This window comes from Alsobacter sp. KACC 23698, from assembly GCF_045348435.1.
Lineage (GTDB): Bacteria > Pseudomonadota > Alphaproteobacteria > Rhizobiales > Beijerinckiaceae > Alsobacter.
On the sequence record NZ_CP157484.1, the window covers coordinates 3,607,575 to 3,626,638 of the forward strand.

The 19,064-nt window shown below is 69.3% G+C and carries 18 protein-coding genes and 1 other RNA gene; 5 read left to right on the plus strand and 14 right to left on the minus strand.

The window, feature by feature from the left end; all coding sequences use genetic code 11:
* Positions 1-16: 16 nt before the first annotated feature.
* The 6 genes from ilvC to miaA form a co-directional block, all read right to left on the minus strand.
* A complete protein-coding gene (gene ilvC, locus ABEG18_RS17215) occupies positions 17-1,036 on the minus strand; it encodes a ketol-acid reductoisomerase (protein ID WP_406854276.1) in 1,020 nt (339 codons plus the stop codon).
* Positions 1,037-1,296: 260 nt separating this feature from the next.
* A complete protein-coding gene (locus ABEG18_RS17220) occupies positions 1,297-1,935 on the minus strand; it encodes a glutathione S-transferase family protein (protein WP_406854277.1) in 639 nt (212 codons plus the stop codon).
* A gap of 23 nt (positions 1,936-1,958) precedes the next feature.
* On the minus strand, positions 1,959-2,498 hold the full coding sequence (gene ilvN / locus ABEG18_RS17225; protein WP_406858631.1) for an acetolactate synthase small subunit: 540 nt from the start codon (positions 2,496-2,498) through the stop codon (positions 1,959-1,961).
* A 41-nt stretch (positions 2,499-2,539) separates the two neighbouring features.
* A complete protein-coding gene (locus tag ABEG18_RS17230) occupies positions 2,540-3,223 on the minus strand; it encodes a glutathione S-transferase family protein (protein WP_406854278.1) in 684 nt (227 codons plus the stop codon).
* Positions 3,224-3,362: 139 nt separating this feature from the next.
* Positions 3,363-5,123, minus strand: coding sequence for an acetolactate synthase 3 large subunit (locus ABEG18_RS17235; RefSeq protein WP_406854279.1), 1,761 nt, complete (start codon positions 5,121-5,123; stop codon positions 3,363-3,365).
* 268 nt (positions 5,124-5,391) lie between these two features.
* Positions 5,392-6,339, minus strand: a complete 948-nt coding sequence (gene miaA, locus ABEG18_RS17240) for a tRNA (adenosine(37)-N6)-dimethylallyltransferase MiaA (RefSeq protein ID WP_406854280.1) — start codon at positions 6,337-6,339, stop codon at positions 5,392-5,394.
* Positions 6,340-6,373: 34 nt separating this feature from the next.
* Between miaA and serB the strand changes: the two genes are divergently transcribed.
* Positions 6,374-7,285, plus strand: coding sequence for a phosphoserine phosphatase SerB (gene serB / locus ABEG18_RS17245; RefSeq protein ID WP_406858632.1), 912 nt, complete (start codon positions 6,374-6,376; stop codon positions 7,283-7,285).
* A 179-nt stretch (positions 7,286-7,464) separates the two neighbouring features.
* Here the strand turns inward: serB and ABEG18_RS17250 are convergent, their stop codons facing one another.
* The 7 genes from ABEG18_RS17250 to ABEG18_RS17280 all read right to left on the minus strand — a co-directional run bounded on the left by ABEG18_RS17250 (position 7,465) and on the right by ABEG18_RS17280 (position 13,526).
* On the minus strand, positions 7,465-8,961 hold the full coding sequence (locus ABEG18_RS17250; protein WP_406854281.1) for a DegQ family serine endoprotease: 1,497 nt from the start codon (positions 8,959-8,961) through the stop codon (positions 7,465-7,467).
* 181 nt (positions 8,962-9,142) lie between these two features.
* Positions 9,143-9,337 (minus strand): DUF2065 domain-containing protein, encoded by a 195-nt coding sequence (locus tag ABEG18_RS17255; protein WP_406854282.1) that lies wholly within the window; start codon positions 9,335-9,337, stop codon positions 9,143-9,145.
* Positions 9,338-9,443: 106 nt separating this feature from the next.
* Positions 9,444-10,412: a protease modulator HflC gene (gene hflC, locus ABEG18_RS17260; RefSeq protein WP_406854283.1), complete on the minus strand. Its 969-nt coding sequence runs from the start codon at positions 10,410-10,412 to the stop codon at positions 9,444-9,446.
* The gene (hflK, locus tag ABEG18_RS17265) at positions 10,409-11,536 is read right to left on the minus strand and encodes an FtsH protease activity modulator HflK (protein WP_406854284.1); all 1,128 of its coding nucleotides are present in this window, start codon (positions 11,534-11,536) and stop codon (positions 10,409-10,411) included. Before hflK ends, hflC begins: the two co-directional genes overlap by 4 nt.
* A 163-nt stretch (positions 11,537-11,699) precedes the next feature.
* Entirely contained in the window at positions 11,700-12,209 is a 510-nt protein-coding gene (locus ABEG18_RS17270; RefSeq protein WP_406854285.1) for a dihydrofolate reductase, read from the minus strand.
* A 5-nt stretch (positions 12,210-12,214) separates the two neighbouring features.
* Positions 12,215-12,700, minus strand: a complete 486-nt coding sequence (locus tag ABEG18_RS17275; protein ID WP_406854286.1) for an N-acetyltransferase family protein — start codon at positions 12,698-12,700, stop codon at positions 12,215-12,217.
* A gap of 31 nt (positions 12,701-12,731) precedes the next feature.
* Entirely contained in the window at positions 12,732-13,526 is a 795-nt protein-coding gene (locus ABEG18_RS17280; RefSeq protein ID WP_406854287.1) for a thymidylate synthase, read from the minus strand.
* Between the two features lie 110 nt (positions 13,527-13,636).
* On the opposite strand from ABEG18_RS17280, the gene ssrA reads away from it, so the two are divergent.
* The 4 genes from ssrA to ABEG18_RS17300 all read left to right on the plus strand — a co-directional run bounded on the left by ssrA (position 13,637) and on the right by ABEG18_RS17300 (position 15,206).
* Positions 13,637-14,003, plus strand: a transfer-messenger RNA (tmRNA) gene (gene ssrA, locus ABEG18_RS17285).
* Between the two features lie 25 nt (positions 14,004-14,028).
* Positions 14,029-14,670, plus strand: a complete 642-nt coding sequence (locus ABEG18_RS17290; RefSeq protein WP_406854288.1) for a ClpXP protease specificity-enhancing factor SspB — start codon at positions 14,029-14,031, stop codon at positions 14,668-14,670.
* Between the two features lie 18 nt (positions 14,671-14,688).
* Positions 14,689-14,928 carry a DUF4169 family protein gene (locus ABEG18_RS17295; RefSeq protein ID WP_406854289.1) on the plus strand — a complete coding sequence of 80 codons (240 nt, stop codon included), beginning with the start codon at positions 14,689-14,691 and terminating at the stop codon, positions 14,926-14,928.
* On the plus strand, positions 14,925-15,206 hold the full coding sequence (locus ABEG18_RS17300; protein ID WP_406854290.1) for a ribbon-helix-helix domain-containing protein: 282 nt from the start codon (positions 14,925-14,927) through the stop codon (positions 15,204-15,206). The genes ABEG18_RS17295 and ABEG18_RS17300 overlap by 4 nt, the downstream gene beginning before the upstream one ends.
* On the opposite strand, the gene ABEG18_RS17305 is transcribed toward ABEG18_RS17300, so the two are convergent.
* Positions 15,188-19,033 (minus strand): AsmA-like C-terminal region-containing protein, encoded by a 3,846-nt coding sequence (locus tag ABEG18_RS17305; RefSeq protein WP_406854291.1) that lies wholly within the window; start codon positions 19,031-19,033, stop codon positions 15,188-15,190. The two genes, ABEG18_RS17300 and ABEG18_RS17305, sit on opposite strands and share 19 nt — an antisense overlap.
* Positions 19,034-19,064 lie beyond the last annotated feature (31 nt).

Sequence of the window (19,064 nt, forward strand, 5' to 3'; positions counted from 1 at the left end):
TCGGTCCGCGCGGGACTTAGTTCTTGGACTTGTCGACCAGCGCCTTGGCCTTGATCCAGGGCATCATGTCGCGCAGCTTGCCGCCGACTTCCTCGATCTGGTGGGCGGCGTTCCGGGCGCGCACGGCCTTGAACGAGGTCTGGTTGACCTTGTTCTCCAGCATCCAGTCGCGCGTGAACTTGCCGGTCTGGATGTCGTTGAGGACGCGCTTCATCTCGGCCTTGGTTTCCGAGGTGATGATGCGCGGGCCGGTCACGTACTCGCCGTACTCGGCGGTGTTCGAGATCGAGTAGTTCATGTTGGCGATGCCGCCCTCGTAGATGAGGTCGACAATCAGCTTCACCTCGTGCAGGCACTCGAAATAGGCCATCTCGGGGGCGTAGCCCGCCTCGACCAGCGTCTCGAAGCCGGCGCGGATCAGCTCCACGAGGCCGCCGCAGAGCACGACCTGCTCGCCGAAGAGGTCCGTCTCGCACTCTTCCTTGAAGGTCGTCTCGATCACGCCGGCGCGGCCGCCGCCATTGGCCGACGCGTAGGAGAGGCCGAGGTCATGCGCATTGCCGGATGCGTCCTGGTGGATCGCGATCAGGGTCGGCACGCCGCCGCCGCGCTGGTACTCGGAACGCACCGTGTGGCCGGGGCCCTTGGGGGCGACCATGAGGACGTCGAGGTCCTTGCGGGGCTCGATGAGGTTGAAGTGCACGTTGAGGCCGTGCGCGAACATCAGGGCCGCGCCCTGCTTCATGTTCGGGGCGAGCTCGTCGCGGTAGATGTCGGCCTGCAGCTCGTCCGGGGTGAGCATCATCACCACGTCGGCCCACTTGGCGGCTTCCACCACGGTCATGACCTTGAGGCCTTCGCCCTCGGCCTTCTTGACCGTCGGCGAGCCGGCGCGCAGCGCCACGGCGATGTTCTTCACGCCGCTGTCGCGCAGGTTCAGCGCATGGGCGTGGCCCTGCGAGCCGTAGCCCACGATGGCGACGTTCTTGCCCTTGATCAGGTTGATGTCCGCGTCGCGGTCGTAATAAACGCGCATGGGTGTCGTCCTCTCTTGGGCTCCCGCCCCCGGCGGTTCGGCCCTCTGCCTGTTGGTGTTCCGTCCGGCCGGGTGGTGGATGGAGGTCCCGGCGGTGCTTTACTGGTCGCAAGGCCCGTAAACAAGCCCCACGCACAAGGTTCGCGCGCATGGACGCCATGCGGCCGCCGACACATTCTTGCTCTGCGATGACGTTCGGCGACGGGTTCCGTCGCCGTACGGAGTTGAGACGACAGATCCGGTCCGAAGGCACCGCTCCGTTACGGAAGCTGTAGCCCTTCCCGCTCGAACACGCGGCGGACCGCCGGCCGTTCGGCCAGCCGTCGAGCATGGGCGGTCCAATGGGGATATGTCGCCGGCATGTCGAAGGCCAGGGTCGGACCGCGACCCCACAGCCAGAACACCAGCACGTAGAAATCCGCGACCGAGAGGCGGTCGCCCGCCGCGAAAGTGCGGCCGGCCAGGCGCGCATCCACCTGCGACCAGACGTCGAGGCAGGTCTCGCGCCCCTTTTCCATGACCTCCGCCTTGGCGGCGTCGCTGGAGGCGTAGCGCTCCGGGCGGCGCACATGCGCGTAGGCGACATGCACCGTCGACGAGCACCAGGCCAGCCATTCGGCGCAGCGCGCCTCGTCGCGGGGATCGTCGGGCCAGAGGCCCGCCGCCGGATGCGTCCGGGCGACATGGCGCAGGATGGCCGGAACTTCGGTGAGCACCCAATCGCCATCGACCAGCGCGGGGACGCGGCCCTTCGGGTTGAGCGCCAGATAGGCCGGCGAACGCTGCTCCCCTTCGGCGAAATTCACCCGCACAGGCTCGAAGGTCGCGCCGACCTCCTCGAGGACCAGATGCGCGGCGAGCGAACACGCTCCCGGCGAATGATAGAGCTTCAGCGACATAAAATTCTCCTGGATATCCGGGTCTAGATCGCGTCCGCGCCGCGCCCCATCGCGGCGATGCCGGTCCGCGACACTTCGACGAGGCCCACCACCGCCATGACGCGCAGGAAGCGCTCGATCTCTTCCGTCGCGCCCGTGAGCTCGAAGACGAAGGAGGTGAGCGTGGCGTCCAGCGTCCGCGCGCCGAAGGCCACCGCAAGCCGCATGGCCTCGACCCGGCTCTCGCCGGAGCCGACGACCTTCACCAAGGCGAGCTCGCGTTCGATCGCCTCGCCCTGGACAGTCAGGTCCACCACCCGGTGGACCGGCACGAGGCGGTCGAGCTGGTGCTTGATCTGCTCGATGACCTGCGCGGTCCCGGTGGTCACGATCGTGATGCGCGAGACATGCGCCTCATGCTCTGTTTCCGAGACGGTCAGGCTCTCGATGTTGTAGCCGCGCCCGGAGAACAGCCCCGCGATGCGGGCGAGAACGCCTGGCTCGTTGTCGACGAGCACCGACAAGGTGTGGCGCGCCGGCGGCTGCGTCTTCGGGGCGTCGGAATAATGGGATTTCATCGGCATGTTCATCGTAGCCCCTTCCACATCGGTTTCGCCGCCCGTGCTCACTTGGCCCTGAAGGGCCCGATCGCGGGCTCATCGACCTCGTCGTGAGCGACGACCCACGGTTCGCTCATTCCCGCCTCCTGCCATTCCACGAAGGCCGGATGGTCCAGAACGGCGTCCATATAGGCCCGGGCAGGACCCGGCGCGGCGATGCTGTAGGTCTGCAGGCGCGTCACCACGGGCGCGAACATCGCGTCCGCCGCCGTGAAGGCGCCGAACAGGAACGGGCCGCCGGCGGATGCGCCAAAACTCTCCCGCGCCCGGGACCAGAGCTGCGTCACCCTGGCGACGTCCTTGGCGACGAGTTCGCCGCGGTCCATCGCGGCGAAGCGCTTGCGCAGGTTCATCGGACAGGCCGACCTCAGCCCCCGGAAGCCCGCATGCATCTCCGCCGAGATCGTTCGCGCGAAGGCCCGGGCCTTGATGTCCTCCGGCCAGACCCGCTTCTCGGGGAAGCGATCGGCCAGATAGTCCATGATCGCCAGCGACTCCCACACGGTGACGTCGCCGTCCACCAGGATCGGCACCGTCGAGCCAGCCTGATAGGCGCTGACGCGGGGCCGGAACTCCGGCGTGTCGAGCGGGATCAGGTCTTCCTCGAAGGGGATGTCCAGAGCCCGCATCAGGATCCATGGCCGCAGCGACCAGGACGAGTAGGCCTTGTTGGCGATGACGAGCTTCATGAAGCGGGTTCCTGGAGCAGTGCGACGCGCCGGGCGCCGGGCAGGTCGCCGGCCGCGCGGGCGCGGTCGGCCGTGACGAGGGTTTCAGCATCGCCGCCGAACGTCGACGGCGAGCAGGCGATGCGGGGCCCCGATCGCCTCACACCAGTTCGCGCCCCCTGGCGTCGATGATGTCGCCGGTCTCGCCCTCGAAGTCGGGCAGGATCATCTCGTTGTGAGCCTTTCCGGACGGGATCATGGGGAAGCAGTTCTCGTTCTTCGAGACGATGCAGTCGAAGATCACGGCCTTGGGACTGTCGATCATCTCCAGGATGGCGCGATCGAGATCGTCCGGATCCGAGCAGCGGATGCCGTGCCCGCCATAGGCTTCGGCCAGCTTGACGAAGTCCGGCAGCGCCTCCGAGTAGCTCTCCGAATAGCGCCCGCCATGCAGCAGCTCCTGCCACTGGCGCACCATGCCCATGTACTGGTTGTTCAGGATGAAGATCTTCACTGGCAGCCGGTACTGCAGCGCCGTCGACATCTCCTGCATGTTCATCAGGATCGAGGCCTCGCCGGCGATGTCGATGACGAGCGCGCCCGGATGGGCCATCTGCACGCCGACCGCGGCCGGCAGGCCGTAGCCCATGGTGCCGAGGCCGCCGGACGTCATCCAGCGGTTCGGCTCCTGGAAGTGGAAATACTGCGCGGCCCACATCTGGTGCTGGCCGACCTCGGTCGTCACATAGACGTCCCGGTCCTTGGTCAGTTCGTACAGGCGCTGGACCGCGTATTGCGGCTTGATCACCTTCGGATCCTTGCGGAACCCGAGGCAGTTGCGCTCGCGCCAGCCCTCGATCCGCTTCCACCACTCGGCGTGGGCGGCCTTGTCGACCTGCGGCGCCTGGGTGCGCCAGAGCCGGACCATGTCCTCCAGCACGTGGCCGCAATCGCCCACGATGCCGATGTCGACCCGCACGTTCTTGTTGATGGACGAGGGATCGATGTCGATGTGGATCTTCTTGGACCGCGGCGAAAAGGCGTCCAGCCGGCCGGTGATGCGGTCGTCGAAGCGTGCGCCGATGCAGATCATGACGTCGCAGTCATGCATCGCCAGGTTGGCCTCATAGGTCCCGTGCATGCCCAACATGCCGAGCCACTGCCGGTCCGCCGCCGGATAGGCGCCCAGCCCCATCAGCGTGGAGGTGATCGGGTAGCCAGTCAGGCGCACGAGTTCGCGCAGCAGCGCGGACGCCTCGGGGCCGGAGTTGATGATCCCCCCGCCCGTATAGAAGACGGGCCGCTTGGCCGAGGCGATCAGGTCGACCGCGGCGCGGATGCGGTTCATGTCGCCCTTGATCTGAGGGCGATAGGTCTTGTGCTGGTTCGACATGGGCTTGGCGTAGGAGCCCTTGGCGAACTGAATGTCCTTTGGAATATCGACCACCACCGGCCCGGGGCGCCCGTTGGAGGCGACGTAGAACGCCTCGTGCAGGATGCGCGGCAGGTCCTCGATGGAGCGGACGAGATAGTTGTGCTTCGTGCAGTGGCGCGTAATGCCGACCGTGTCGCACTCCTGGAAAGCGTCCGAGCCGATGAGGTGCGTCGGCACCTGGCCGGTGATGCAGACCAGCGGGATGGAATCCAGCATGGCGTCGGTCAGGCCGGTGACCGCGTTGGTCGCGCCCGGCCCCGACGTCACCAGCACGCAGCCGACCTTGCCGGACGAGCGGGCGTAGCCCTCCGCGGCGTGAACGGCCCCCTGCTCGTGCCGCACGAGGACGTGCTTCACCTGGTCCTGATGGAAGATGGCGTCGTAGATCGGCAGCACGGCGCCGCCGGGATAGCCGAAGATGTGCTCGACGCCCTGGTCCTGGAGCGCCTGGACGACCATCTCGGCGCCGGTCATCTGTCGGGTCATCGGTGAGCTCCCATCAGGTTCGTTCAAAGGGTGGTCGGTCGGGACGTTCAGGCAACAAAAAAGGCCCCGGTAAGGGACCTCGGACACGGCGCCATCGTCGGGATTGCGGTCTACGACCGTCCCGTCTCTGGCGCCTCGGTTACAATAAGAATGTTGCGCACGCGCGCGTCCCTCGATTGCGAAACGTGCGGGACCGTAGTCGCCCGCCGAAAACCCGTCAAGCGCTTTCCGAGGAGAGCTTGAGCCCGAGCCGCCTCGTCCGGCGGCCTCATGGCGACGTCACCGGCGGCCCCTCGACGAAGCTGAGGCTCGCCAGCACGGCCCGCTCGGCTTCGGCGGGGTCGACCCAGAGCCAGCCTTCGCCCTGATGGCGGAACCAGGTGAACTGCCGCTTGGCGTAGTGGCGCGTGTCCGCCTTGGCCCGCTCGATCGCCTCCGGCAACGTCATCTCGTCCCGCAGCGCCTTGATCAGCCAGGGCGCGCCATGGGCCCGCATGGCCGGGAGCGCGGGGTCGAGCTCCCGCGCCGCGAGCGCCTTCACCTCTTCGAGCGCGCCGAGGCTCACCATGGCGTCGAAGCGGGCGTCGATTCGGCGGTAGAGCTCGTCCCGGTCCGGGGCGAGGAACACCCGCAGACAGGCCTCCGGCGCGAGGAGGCGCCCCTGCCGTTCGCCCTGGAAGCGGACGAGCGGCCGCCCCGTGGCCTGGAACACCTCCAGGGCGCGCACGATCCTCTGGCGATCGCTCGGCCGCAGCGTGGCCGCCGTGTCCGGGTCGCGGTGCGCCAGCTCGGCGTGCAGCTGGTCGGCCGGTACATCCGTGGTGGCCGCCCGCACGGCCGCGCGGACCTCCTCGGGGACCTCCGGGATCTCCGACAGGCCCTCCAGCAGCGCCTTGAAGTAGAGCCCCGTCCCGCCCGTCACGATCGGGATCCGCCCGGCCGCCGTCTGCGCGCCAAGCTCAAGCGCCGCCGCGCGGGACCATTTCCCAACCGAATAGGCCTCCGCCGCGTCGACATGGCCGAACAGCCGGTGCGGCGCCGCCTTCTCCTCGTCAGGGCTGGGCCGGGCCGTGATGATGCGCAGGTTTCGGTAGACCTGCATGGAATCGGCGTTGATCACGGCGCCGCCAAGACGCCGCGCCAGGTTCACCGCGAGGGCGGACTTGCCGCTCGCGGTCGGTCCTGCGATGAGGATGGCCTGGAACCCGTGCGCCACGGCGCGTCACCCGCTGAACACCTGCAAGGCCATGATCGACCACGTCGCGACGCTCGTCTGCCATCCCGAACGCCCGGCGCTTTCCGATGCGCTGCTTGCGCGCGTCGCGCAAGTCCTGCCCGGGGCGCAATCTCCTCGCATGCTGAATCCGGGGCTCGCGGCGGACATCCCGTTCCGCGTCCCGGCGGCCGCGACGGACGAGCCTTACGACGCCCGCGCGCAGGCGGATCGCGCCCGCGCCGCGCTGGACGGAGCTCCCGTCGACGTCATCGTCCAGCCGGTCGCGACGCGGCGCAAGCGGCTCTTCCTGGCCGACATGGACTCCACCATGATCGGCCAGGAATGCATCGACGAACTCGCCGACTTCGTCGGCTTGAAGGAGAGGGTCTCGGCGATCACCGAACGCGCCATGCGCGGCGAACTCGCCTTCGAACCCGCCCTGCGCGAGCGGGTCGCGCTGCTGGCTGGGCTCGACATCGGCGTGGTGGACCGCATCATCGCCGAACGCATCACGCTGACCCCCGGCGGCCCGGCCCTGGTGCGGACCATGCGGCGGGACGGCGGCTATGCGGCGCTGGTCTCGGGAGGGTTCACGGTCTTCACCGGCCCGATCTCGCGCATGATCGGTTTCGACGAGCATCGGTCCAATGTGCTGGTCGCCGAGGGACGGGAGCTCGCCGGCAGGGTGGAGGAGCCGATCCTCGGCAAGGAAGCCAAGCTCGCCGCCCTCTTGGAGCTGCGTGACCGGTTCGGTCTGGCGCATGCCGACACCCTGGCCATCGGCGACGGCGCGAACGACCTCGCCATGCTGGAGCAGGCGGGCCTCGGCGTCGCTTTCCGGGCCAAGCCGGCCGTCGCGGCGTCCGCCCATGCGCGCCTCGACCACGCCGACCTCACCGCCCTCCTCTACGCACAGGGCTACCGGCGCGAAGAGTTCGCCGACTGAACCGCGTCCAACTCAGCACGAGAGGGCCGACCGCAGCTGCGGCGCCGCGTGTACCCTTCTCCCCGGCGCGAGGAGAACGCAGCCGGGCGAAGCGAGGTCGGATGAGGGGAGCGGCCCGGCCACCCTCACCCAGCCCTCTCCCCAATCCGGGGAGTGGGAGCAGATCGAGGCTGCGTCGATCAGTCCAGCCCGACGGCCACGAAGCGCACTTCGCCCTGGGCGTTGGCCACGAGCAGGAGCGCGGACTTCTTGCCGTCCTTCTTGAGGGCGTCGATCCGGCGCGCCACGGCGTCGGGCGTGGTCACCGGCTCCTGCTGAACCTCCACGATGACGTCGCCGGGCTGGATGCGCTTGTCGGCCGCCGGGGAGTTCGGGTCGACCCGGCCCACCACGACGCCCTTGACGCTGTCCTTGATGGAGTAGCGCCGGCGCAAATCGTCCGTCAGCCCTGAGAGCTCCAGGCCCAGCGCCTTCTTGATCGCCGGCTTCTCCGGCTCGCCGCCGCCCTGGCCGTTGCTGGCGAACTTGGCCTGCTTCTCGCCGTCCTCGAGACGGCCGAGCTTCACCGTCTTGGTCTCTTCCTTGCCCTTGCGGATGATCCCGACGGCGACCTCCTTGCCCACGGGCGTCTGGCCGACGATGCGGGGCAGGTCCTTCGACTCCTTCACCTCGACGCCGTCGAACTTGACGATGACGTCGCCGGCCTCGATGCCGGCGGGCTTGGCCGGGCCCTTCTCGTCGATGCCTGCCACCAGGGCGCCGCGCGGCGACCCGAGGCCGAGGCTCTCGGCGATGGCGTCATCGACGTTCTGGATGCGGACGCCGAGCCAGCCGCGGCGCGTCTCGCCATACTGCACGAGCTGGTCGATGACCGGCTTGGCCATGTTGGACGGCACCGAGAAGCCGATGCCGATGGAGCCGCCCGACGGCGACAGGATGGCGGTGTTGATGCCGATGACCTCGCCGTCCATGTTGAACAGCGGCCCGCCGGAGTTGCCCTTGTTGATGGCCGCGTCGGTCTGGATGTAGTGGCCGTAGCTCTGGTCCGAGATGTCGCGGTTGCGGGCCGACACGATGCCGGCCGAGACCGACCCGCCGAGGCCGAACGGGTTGCCGATGGCGATCACCCAGTCGCCGATGCGCGACTTGTCGCTGTCGCCGAACTTCACCGACTTCAGCGGCTTGTCTGATTTCACCCGCAGCACGGCGAGATCGACCTTGGCGTCCTTGCCGACCACCTCGGCCTTCAGCTTGCGGCCGTCATTGAAGATCACGGTGACGTCGTTGGCGTCGCCGATCACGTGGTTGTTGGTGATCACGAGGCCGGACGGATCGACCACGAAACCGGAGCCGAGCGAATTGGAGCGGCGCTGCGGGCGCGGGGCGCCCTGCTCGCCGTTTTGCCCCCGCTGGTTGAAGAAATCGTCGAAGAATTCCTGGAACGGCGACCCCGGCGGCAGCTGCGGCGTGGGAACCGAACGCTGCTCCGTCACGGTCGTGGAGGCCGAGATGTTGACCACCGCATCGGTGACCTGCTCTGCGAGATCGGCGAAGGACTCCGGCGCGGACCGGGCGATGGCCAGGGTCGGGGCCGCGATCGAGCCGGCTCCGAGGGCCGCGGCCGCAGCCGCCGCGATCGCCGTGCGCCTCAGGGTGATCAGGATGGGCTGGGCCATGGACGTCCTCTGTTCGTTCGCGTGATGGTCCGCAGCCGAGAGGCCGGAGGGAGCCCGCAGGCCGGACCATCGCAAGGGAGCGGGTGGGTCGCTGAGTTAGAGAGAATTTAGGGCGGATTACGGGCGCAGGCGAGAGGCGGCGAGAAACTCACGCCGGCCGCGCGCCAAGCCGCACGCAGCCTCAGCGCAGGGCCGACCGGCACAGCCAGACCAGCGCGACGCCCAGCGCGGCGCTGACCAGCCCAACGACGCGCATCCGGCCCTCGCCGAGTTCGAGCGCCTCGGTCATGCGGCTGCGCACGAAGGCCGGGAAGGCAGCGAACAGCAAGCCCTCGATGGCGAAGACGAGGCCCACCCCGGCCATGAAATCCGTCACGCCCGGTCCTCTGCCGATGGCGAAGAGCCCCGGGACCTTCCCGCGGCGCCCGGGCCGCCTGGATCGCCAGACGCCCGGCCGCCGCCAGGAGGGAAGGCTCGCCCGGTCAGGGCTTGGCCTCGCCCGGCGCGGGCGGCGCCGCAGTCGAGACGCCCGGAGGCGGCGCCGGGGCCAGCGTGGCCGGCAACCGTCCCTGCTCCTTGGGCTTGGCCGTCGGATTTCCGAAGTAACGGAAGAAATCCGAGTCCGGCGTGAGCACCATGCGGGTGTCGCCGGTCTTCATAGCGACCTCATAGGCCTGCATGGAGCGGTAGAACGAGAAGAAGTCCGGGTCGCGGTTGAACGCGTCGGCCAGCAGCCTGTTCTTCTCGGCCTCGCCATTGCCGCGCAATTCGTCCGCGCGGCGGGTGGCGTCGGCGCGCAGCACCACGACGTCGCGGTCCGCCTTGGCCTTGATGGTCTGCGACATCTGCGAGCCGTTGGCGCGGATGTCCGCCGCCTCGCGCTGGCGCTCCGTCTGCATGCGCTGGAACACCGCCTGGCTGTTCTGCTCCGGCAGGTCCGCGCGCCGCAGCCGCACGTCGACGACCTCGATGCCGAGGCCTCCGGCCTGGCGGTTCACGTCGTCGCGGATCTTGTGCATCAACGCCTGGCGATCGGTCCGCACCACCGCGGTGAAGCTGGCGTCGGCCAGCACCGTGCGGACGGTCGAGTTGACGATCGAGGTCAATCGCGAGGCCGCGCCCGGGACGTTCCCGACGCTCTGGTAGAAGCGCAGCGGATCGGTGACCCTGAAACGCGTGAACGCGTCGACCACGAGGCGCTTCTGGTCGGAGGCGATGACCTCCTGCGAGGGCAGCTCGAGATCGAGGATGCGCTTGTCGATATCGACGACGACATCGATGAAGGGCGCCTTGAAGTAGAGGCCCGGCTCCGTGATGGGAGCGCGCGCCACCTTGCCGAAGCGGAACACCAGCGCCTGCGAGGTCTGCTGCACCACGAAGGTGGAGCTGTAGAGCAGCACGGCGAGCAGAAGTAGCGCGATGGCCGTGACGAGACGGACGGTCGAGTTCATTTCTGCGCTCCCTGCGTCGGACGGCGCTGGAGTTCGTTGAGCGGCAGATATGGCACCACGCCCTGTCCATTCCCGTTCTTGTTGTCGAGGATGATCTTGTCGGTCCCGCCGAAGACGCGTTCCATCGTCTCCAGATACATGCGCTCGCGGGTCACGTCGGGCGCCTTGCGGTATTCCTCGTAGACCTGCTTGAAGCGGCTCGCCTGGCCGTTGGCCTCGGCGATGATGCGCTCGCGATAGGCTTCCGCCTCCTGGACGATGCGCGCGGCCTCGCCTCGGGCCTCGGGAACCACCTTGCTGGCGTAGGTCTCGGCCTCGTTGCGGGCGCGATCCTGGTCCTGGCGCGCGGCCTGGACGTCGCGGAACGCGTCGATGACCTGCTGCGGCGGATCCACCTTCTGGAGCTGCACGAGACGAACCTCGACGCCGGACTTGTAGGTGTTCAGCACGTCCTGCATCAGCTGGCGGACCTCGGTCTCGATCGCGCCGCGGTCGGTGGTCAGGATCTGCTGGATGTTGCGGCGGCCCACCACCTCGCGCATGGAGGCCTCGGCGACCGCCTTCACGGAGGCTTCGGGCGCCTGGATGTTGAAGGCGTAGTCGGCGGCCCGGGCCGGGTTGATCTGCCACTGCACCGCGTAGTCGATGTCGACGATGTTTTCGTCGCCGGTGAGCATCAGGCTCTCTTCCAGCACGTCGCGGAAACCGCTGCGGCGGTTGCCCTCGGCGCTGCGGTAGCCGACCTCGGTGGTGTTCACCGTGGTGACGGGGCGCTTCTCCACGCGCCCGATCGGGGCCGGATAGTTGTAGTTCAGGCCGGGCTGGGTGGCGCCGACATATTTGCCGAACACGAGGTTGAGGCCGATCTCCTCCTGCCTCACCGTGTAGAAGCCGGTCGCCAGCCACAGGAGCACGGCGCCGAGCGCGATGGCGGCGACGCCGCGCCCGCCCATTCCGCCGCCCGGCATCACCTGGCGCAGCTTGTCCTGGCTACGGCGAAGGAGCTCTTCCAGGTCAGGCGGAGAGCCGTTGCCTCCTCCGCCGCCCTGCGGACCGGTGCCCCATGGCCCCTGCTTGCGGGGTCCCCAGGGGCCTCCCCCTCCGCTTTGATTGCTCCAAGGCATCCAGGTGTCCTCTTCCGCTCTGGTCGTTGTTATGCCTGGGCTTCGCCCCGATGGGCCCGCCAAGGCGCGTTTATCGCACGGAAGTGGGGTGTCGTGTGCGCTTCGTCAACGGAGGCTCGGCCGGATGGTTGACGAAGATCGCGCAGGGTGGGGGCGAGCGACCCTATCGGCGGACGAAATCGATGAACGAGAAGGCGAATTCGTCGTCCGGGCCGGCTGGATGGTCCTCGCGCCGGGCCTCCCGGAACCGGGTGGAATCGATCTGCGGGAAGCTCGCGTCGCCGGCCGGCGTGGCCTTCACGAGGGTGAGGTGGATGCGGTCGACCAGATCCATCGTCTCGGCGTAGATCTGCGCCCCGCCTCCGATCACGACGCTGTCGGCCTGCGACCTGGCCCCGATCTCCTGCGCGAGGCGAAGCGCCTCATCCAGAGAGTGCGCCACATGCGCGCCCGGCGCGGCGAAGCCCGGATCGCGCGTGACGACGATGCTCTCGCGCCCGGGCAGCGGCTTGCCGATCGATTCGAACGTCTTGCGACCCATCACGAGGGGACGGCCCAGCGTCAGCGCGCGAAAACGCCGCAAGTCCGTCTTGATGCGCCAGATGAGGCCGTTGTCCCGGCCGATGACGCCGTTCTCGGCCGCGGCCACGATGCTGACGAGCGGCAGAGCCATGCCGCTCACCGCGCCTGGTCGGCGAGGCGCCACAGCGCCTCTCCGGTGACGCGGCACCGTGTCCAGTCATCGAGCGTCTCGGCCCCCTGCGCCTTGTAGAAGGCGATGGACGGCTCGTTCCAGTCGAGCACCTGCCACTCCAGCCGCGCCAGGCTCTCGGCGACGCAGCGCTTGGCCAGATTCGCCAGGAGCGCCTTCCCCAGCCCGTGCCCGCGGGCCTGCGGGCGCACATAGAGGTCTTCCAGGTAGAGCCCGCAGCGGCCGCGGAAGGTGGAGAAGCTGTAGAACCACAGCGCGAAGCCCGCCGCCTCGCCCCGGTGCTCGGCGATGTCGCAGAACACCTTCGGCGCGTCGCCGAAGAGCGCCTCCTCGATCATCTCGGGCGTGGCGTCGATCTCATGCGACAGGCGTTCATACTCGCCGAGTTCGCGGATCATGGCGAAGACGAGGGGCGCATCGCCGAGAGCGGCGGGACGAACGGAAAGGGTCATGGGCGGCTCTGAATTCGCGCTTCGGGCGGCCTCAGACCGCCACCGGCGCCCGGATGGCGGGATGAGGGTCGTAGCCTTCGATCACAACGTCCTCGAAGGCGAAATCGAAAAGGCTTTTCACGTCTGGGTTGAGGATCAGCCGCGGCAAAGGCCTTGGCTCGCGGCTCAGCTGCAGCCGCACCTGCTCCAGGTGGTTCGAATAGAGATGCGCGTCGCCGAAGCTGTGCACGAATTCGCCGGGCTGCAGGCCCGTGACATGCGCCACCATGGCGGTGAGCAGGGCGTAGCTGGCGATGTTGAACGGCACGCCGAGGAAGACGTCGGCCGAGCGCTGGTAGAGCTGGCAGGAGAGCCGCCCGTCCGCCACGTAGAACTGGAACAGGCAATGGCAGGGCGCAAGCGCCATCCTGTCGAGGTCGGCCGGGTTCCAGGCCGACACCACGAGGCGGCGCGAGTCAGGATTGCGCCGGATCTCGTCGAGCACCCACCGGATCTGGTCGACCGTGCCGCCGCCCGGCTTCTCCCAGCTGCGCCACTGCTTGCCGTAGACGGGGCCGAGATCGCCCTGCTCGTCGGCCCACTCGTCCCAGATGCTCACGCCGTTGGCCTGCAGGTAAGCCACATTGGTGTCGCCGGCCAGGAACCAGAGCAGTTCGTGCACGATCGACTTCAGGTGCAGCTTCTTGGTCGTCACCAGGGGGAAGCCCTGCGCGAGGTCGAAGCGCAGCTGGTGGCCGAACACGCTCAGGGTGCCGGTGCCGGTCCGGTCGGACTTTGCGGTTCCCTCGTTGAGGATCCGTCGCATGAGATCGTGATAGGCGTGCATGGCGCTCCCCGAGAGCGTGGAGGTTAACCCGATTCACTGTGACGAACAGCGGCCCTGCAACCTGCAAGACGTGTTGTCCAGCGCTCTTTTCGCAGCGCTTTCGCCCCCAGCCCCTTCCGTTCGCGGGAGCGAGGCCCTATATTCCGGTTGTCGCCCGCAAGGGCGTCTATAGCGATAAACGGTCATCGGAATAAGCCTTACGGACCCGGGGGCGGTACCCGGCGCCTCCACCAGAACCCAGCGTCCGCTCTTCGGAGCTGGGCTCCGGCGGGGGCGAAATAGGATCGACGTGGGTGTAAAGGGTGCTCTTTCGCTCGGCATGGTACCGCCGTTATCGGGCTAAACTTATAGTTGCCAACGACAACTATGCTCAGGTTGCGGTGGCCGCGTAACGCGGTCTCTGACGCCTAAACAAAGCCCTTGCGGGTAGCACCGTAAGGCGGGGCTCGGAGGCGCCTGGCAACAGAAGCCTCCACTTTCCCTTCCTTGCGCCGGTTCAGGAATGCCGCAGGACCTCATCCGCTACGATCTTCTGGTCCAGGACGCGCTCAAGGGCGTGGTTCGCAAGGTTCTTGCCGATGCGGCGGCTCATGGCCTCCCGGGCGAGCACCATTTCTACATCTCATTCCGCACCGGCGACCCTGGCGTGCGCATCTCCAACCGGCTTCGCGAGAAGTATCCGGAGGAGATGACGATCGTGCTCCAGCACCAGTTCTGGGACCTTGGCCTCACCGAGCACACCTTCGAGGTGGGGCTGTCCTTCTCGGGCGTGCCGGAGCGTCTCCTGGTCCCGTTCGATTCGCTGACCGGCTTCTTCGATCCCTCCGTCCAGTTCGGCCTGAAATTCGAGCTCTCCGGAGCCGAGGACGCCGACAATGACGAGGGCGAAGAGGACGATGCCGAAGCGTCTCCGGCGGGCGCTCCTTCGACCCCGTCCGCCAAGGGCCCGGCCGCGCTGCCCTCCCCGAAGCAGGGCGCGGCGAAGAGCGGCCCCGCCAGGATCGCGCCCGCAAAGACCAGCCCGGGCAAGCCGGCTGCGGAGTCAGGATCGGCGGTCGCCAAGGGCGACGCGAGCGAGGACGCCGACAAGGCGGCCAGCGGCGCCGAGGTGGTCAGCCTCGATGCGTTCCGCAAGAAGCCCTGAACGCCGCCGCGGCGCGTCATGACCGCAGACATCGTCAATCTTCGGCGCGCCCGCAAGGCCAAGGCCCGAACCGAGGCGGACGCCGCCGCGGCAGAGAACCGCGCCAAGTTCGGCCGGCCCAAGGCGGAGCGCGACCTGCGGGCGGCCGTGGACGACCTCGCCGCGAGGCGCCACGAGGGTCACCGCCTGGGCGCAGGCGACGTGCAGTCCAAGCCCGCAACCGACGAGGCCGGGAGCCGGACGGACGAGCCCTCGTGAGCGGCCCCCGCTCCTCAATCGTCAAGCGCTCGGTTCTGCTCTCCGGACACCGCACCAGCGTCTCCATCGAGGGGCCCTTCTGGGACGCTCTCAAGGTCATCGCCCAGGCGCGGGGCATGAGCCTCAACGGGCTGGTGACCAGCATCGACGCCGCCCGGCAGGGCGAAAACCTGTCCTCCGCGATCCGCCTCGCCGTGCTCGCCCATTACCGGGCCATGGCCCCTGTCGCGCCCCCCACGGAGAGCGCCGGGGCGCCGGCTCAGGGCGCTGCTGGCTGACCGGGACTTCCGGCCGGAATGCTCGGCGGCGGCGGTGGCGGCGGCAGGGGCACGATGGCCGCCGAAGGCGCCGCCCTTCCCAGGATGTGCGCGGCCTCCGCGGCGCCGTTGGGGTCGTCGTCTCCCAGCGTTTTTGCGGACGCGTCGGCCTGCCGGGCCTGCTCGGCCGCCCTCGCCTCTTCGGCCCGCCGCGCGTCCTCGGCGACGATGCGGCTGGCGTCCTCCTGGGCCTGCTGACGCAGCCGCTCCTCCTCGGCGCGCTGCATCTGGAGGCGGTGTTCCTGCGCCCTCTGCTCGGCCACGCGTCTGGCTTCCGCCACGAGCCTCGCCTCCTCGGCCTTGCGCGCCTCCTCGGCGATCCGGGCCTCCTCGGCCGCTTTCGCCTCTTCGGCCTCGCGCCGCTCGCGCTCAAGCCGGTCCCGGTCGGCCTTCAGGCGGCGCACGAAGAAGGACCGCTCGCGCAGGTCCGCCTCCAGGGCCTCCATGCGCTCCAGCTCCCGCGTGACGGCGTGCGTGGTGAGAGTGTTGGTCAACAGCGACACGTCGAACTCGCGCTCGGCCGGACCGGTCCGCGTCTTGCGCCAGACCACGCCGGCCTGCGGGGCGGGGCCGAGCCAGCCTGCAGGCGCCTGCGCGGTCATGTTGGCCCGGCCGTCGAAGCGTCCGGTCTTGAGGTCGAAGGTGGCCGCCCCCTGCAGGCTGGTCTGCCCCTCGACCATGACCGGCCCGGCCCGGACCACGCCGCCCGTGATGGTGACCGGAGCGTCGAGGGTGGGCACGATCAGCCCGGAGCGCTCCAGCGCGGCCTTCAGCGCTCCCCCGACGCGCTGCACGTCCGGATAGCTGGACTCGGCGTCGAGCGCCTGCGCGGTGGCGGGCAGAGCCTGGGGATCGAGTTTCGGGATCACCATCGAGCGGATCTGAAGGCGGCCGCCCCCGGCGAGCGAGGAGGCCAGCGCCGACGCGGTCTCGCCCGCCGCCGCGCCGTCGAACTCGGCGTCCACCGTCCCGGCCATTTGGGCGTCGGGAAACAGCGCGGGCAGCGACACGCCCGTGAGCGTCAGCTTTCCGCCCAGGTTGGCGAGCCCGCCCTGGCGGCGGATCGTCAGCCCGCCGCCGAGCCGGCCCCCGCGATAACCGCCGTCCAGCTTGGCCAACTCCAGGTTCTCTGCGGTCCAGCGCATCGTGAAGGACGGGTCGGCGGCCACGCCTCCATCGCCCAGGTCCAGGGCCTTGCCCTTGACGGCGATCGTGGTCGCGAAGGGCGGCGGCAGCACGGACGCGAAGCGGCTGGACGACCAGACCGCCCCGGCGATGGGCGGCTGCGTCGGACCGAGGGCGAGGCCCAGAACCGTCGCCGCCGAGATCCTGTCCAGCGTCAACGCGCCATCGAGCGTGTCTTTCTCCAGGTCGACCGCGAGCCGGCCCGCGAAGGGCTGCGCCGCGACGGTCCCGCTGAGATCGGCGAAGGTCCAGCGACCGTCCGCCGTCGACACCTCGGCGCGCGCCTCGACGGGCAAACGGCTGAGCACGTCGGGTCCCGGCGCGGCGAGGAGCTGCATCAGCGGCCCGGCGTCGGCGGCGCTGAGCGTGAATCGTCCCGTCACGTCCGGATCCTGGGCGGTCTGGCCGATCCGGCCTTCGCCCGAGAGCGACGCGCCCGCCGCGCTGGCGGCCACCTTCAGGGTCGCCCCGCCGCCGAACCGGCCGTCCACGTCGATGGCGAGCCGCCCTGCGCCAAACCCCGACAGCGCCAGCGCGTCGAAGCCGAGCTGGCGCAGGAAGGGCCCGCTTTCCGGGGCGTCGAGTTTCAGGCTGGCCGTGACTTTGTCGGCGGACTGACCGCCGCCAAGCAGAGCGGAGCCGGACAGCCGCGACCCGGCCGCCAGCCCATCGACCGAGACCGTGGTCGGCCCGGTCGCACCCGCGGAGCGGAAGGCCGTGAGCTTCAGCTTGAGCGGGCTGAGCGCGGCCGCGCGCGAGGCCAGCAGTCCGGGAAATCGCCCCGGCGCGACCTTGCGCAGCAGTTCGGCCAGCGGCTCCACCCTGCGGGCGTCGACGACGGCCTCCAGCTTGCCGCCCTTCTCGCCCACCTGGCCCGAGGCGGTGACCGAGGCGCCGCCCACATCGGCGATCTCGAGCGTGTCGATCGTCAGGCCCGCCCGCGTCATCGACAGCTTGACGCCGAGCCGGCCGGCGCCGACCGAGGGGCCCTTCGCCTGCCCGACCCTGACATTGCGGGCGTTCAGCGTCACGGCGACGTCCACGCCCTGCGCCGCCGCCGAGAGCGTCGAGACGTCCGGCGCCTGCTCGATGGCGAGGCCGTCGGAGGTCAGCTGCGCCTCGAACAGTCCCCGCGCCGACGCCTCGGGCGGCGTATACCGCACCGCGCCCTGCAGGTTGGAGCGTTCGACCCGCAGCTTCAGTCCCCTCGCCGCCATCACGGTCGGCGACAGCGACACGTCGGCCTCCACGCCGACGTCCTTGGCGTCGCCGAGCCGGCCGGATCGGCCCGACCGCTCCGCTTCGGCCCAGCCCAGCAGCCGCGAACCGTCCTTGGACGCGACGCGGACATGCCCCTCGAAGCGTCCCCCGTTCGCCAGTTCGGCCCGGCCGGAGAGCTGCGCGTCCGATCCGCCCGGCAGCCCCGCCTGGAGGCGCTCGATGACGATCGCCGGGCCGTTCACGACGATGTCGGCGTTGGCGCCCGTCACCACGTCGCCGCCGAACAGCAGAGAGCCCGCTTTCACGGTGGCGGCGATCGGCAGCGGCGGCGAAAGCCCGCCTTCGTCGAGGCCGAACGCGTTGATCCAGGCGCCCAGCACTTCGGCCGGAGGCGGCGCGGTCCGGCCCTGAAGCGTGAAGGGCTTGTCGAGATCGATCTGCTTGGCCTCGAGCGCGAGCTTCAGGCGAGGAGTGACGCCGAGATCGAGCTGGCCGTCTCCGCTGAACTTGGCCGGGATCTCCTCGCCCCCGGCCTCCAGTTCCGCCTGGCTGAGCTGGCCGGTCCGGCCGTTCAGCCTGAGCGCGGCCGAAAAGGTCCAGGGCTTCTGCGAGAAGCCGTCGCGGTCCGGCCAGCGCAGCCGCCCGCCGGCGAGCAGCCGGCCGTCAAAGGCGTGGGCTCCCGACCCATCGACGGCGATGCGCCCGTCGATCTCGCCGCGCTGATGGCCGTTCAAGGCCTGGATGACGAGCTTGAGCCTGGCGCCCTGGGGCTCCGGCGCGCCCGTGGCGACCCGCAGGTCGACCGGGGTGGAGCCCACCAGCGCGCGGGCGTTGGCTCGCCACGGCCCGACGAGAGCCTGCGCGTCCGCTTCTCCGTCGATGTCCGAAATCAGGGACAACCGCCCGGTCATCTCGTCCTTTAGGCTCAGCACGCCGTCGCGCACGACCAGCCGCTCGACCGCGACCGCCTGGACGGAGTCGAGAGCCGACGCGAAGTCCGAGAGCCCGACCACGTCGCCGGACGCCGACAGGGAAGCCTCGAAGCGCGGCTGGTCCAGGAACGCCTCGACCACGCGCACCTCGCCGCGCAGGAGCGGCATCACGGCCACTTCGACGGCCAGCCGCCCCATCGTGACGACTGGCCCGGTCCCGGAGCCGGACGCGCTCCGGTTCAGCGTGACGTCCTGCACGTCGAGCCGCGGCGATGGCAGCAGCCGCACCGAGATCGGCCCGGCGATCGACACCGGAGCGCCGATGGCGACCGCGACCTTCTCCTCGATCGCGCCCCGATGCGCGGTCCAGTCGACGAAATAGGGTCCGGCGAGCGCCGTCGCGAGGACGGCGATCGCCAGGATCGCCAGGCCGGTCAGAAAATCACGCAAGGATCAGCGTCTCGCTCCATGGGGAGAAACC

Excerpts from the sequence above, each read along its gene's own strand:
- ilvC (WP_406854276.1), bottom strand. The coding sequence starts at position 1,036 with ATGCGCGTTTATTACGACCGCGACGCGGACATCAACCTGATCAAGGGC.
- ABEG18_RS17220 (WP_406854277.1), bottom strand. The coding sequence starts at position 1,935 with ATGTCGCTGAAGCTCTATCATTCGCCGGGAGCGTGTTCGCTCGCCGCG.
- ilvN (WP_406858631.1), bottom strand. The coding sequence starts at position 2,498 with ATGCCGATGAAATCCCATTATTCCGACGCCCCGAAGACGCAGCCGCCG.
- ABEG18_RS17230 (WP_406854278.1), bottom strand. The coding sequence starts at position 3,223 with ATGAAGCTCGTCATCGCCAACAAGGCCTACTCGTCCTGGTCGCTGCGG.
- ABEG18_RS17235 (WP_406854279.1), bottom strand. The coding sequence starts at position 5,123 with ATGACCCGACAGATGACCGGCGCCGAGATGGTCGTCCAGGCGCTCCAG.
- ABEG18_RS17250 (WP_406854281.1), bottom strand. The coding sequence starts at position 8,961 with ATGGCCCAGCCCATCCTGATCACCCTGAGGCGCACGGCGATCGCGGCG.
- hflC (WP_406854283.1), bottom strand. The coding sequence starts at position 10,412 with ATGAACTCGACCGTCCGTCTCGTCACGGCCATCGCGCTACTTCTGCTC.
- hflK (WP_406854284.1), bottom strand. The coding sequence starts at position 11,536 with ATGCCTTGGAGCAATCAAAGCGGAGGGGGAGGCCCCTGGGGACCCCGC.
- ABEG18_RS17270 (WP_406854285.1), bottom strand. The coding sequence starts at position 12,209 with ATGGCTCTGCCGCTCGTCAGCATCGTGGCCGCGGCCGAGAACGGCGTC.
- ABEG18_RS17275 (WP_406854286.1), bottom strand. The coding sequence starts at position 12,700 with ATGACCCTTTCCGTTCGTCCCGCCGCTCTCGGCGATGCGCCCCTCGTC.
- ABEG18_RS17280 (WP_406854287.1), bottom strand. The coding sequence starts at position 13,526 with ATGCACGCCTATCACGATCTCATGCGACGGATCCTCAACGAGGGAACC.
- ABEG18_RS17290 (WP_406854288.1), top strand. The coding sequence starts at position 14,029 with ATGCCGCAGGACCTCATCCGCTACGATCTTCTGGTCCAGGACGCGCTC.
- ABEG18_RS17295 (WP_406854289.1), top strand. The coding sequence starts at position 14,689 with ATGACCGCAGACATCGTCAATCTTCGGCGCGCCCGCAAGGCCAAGGCC.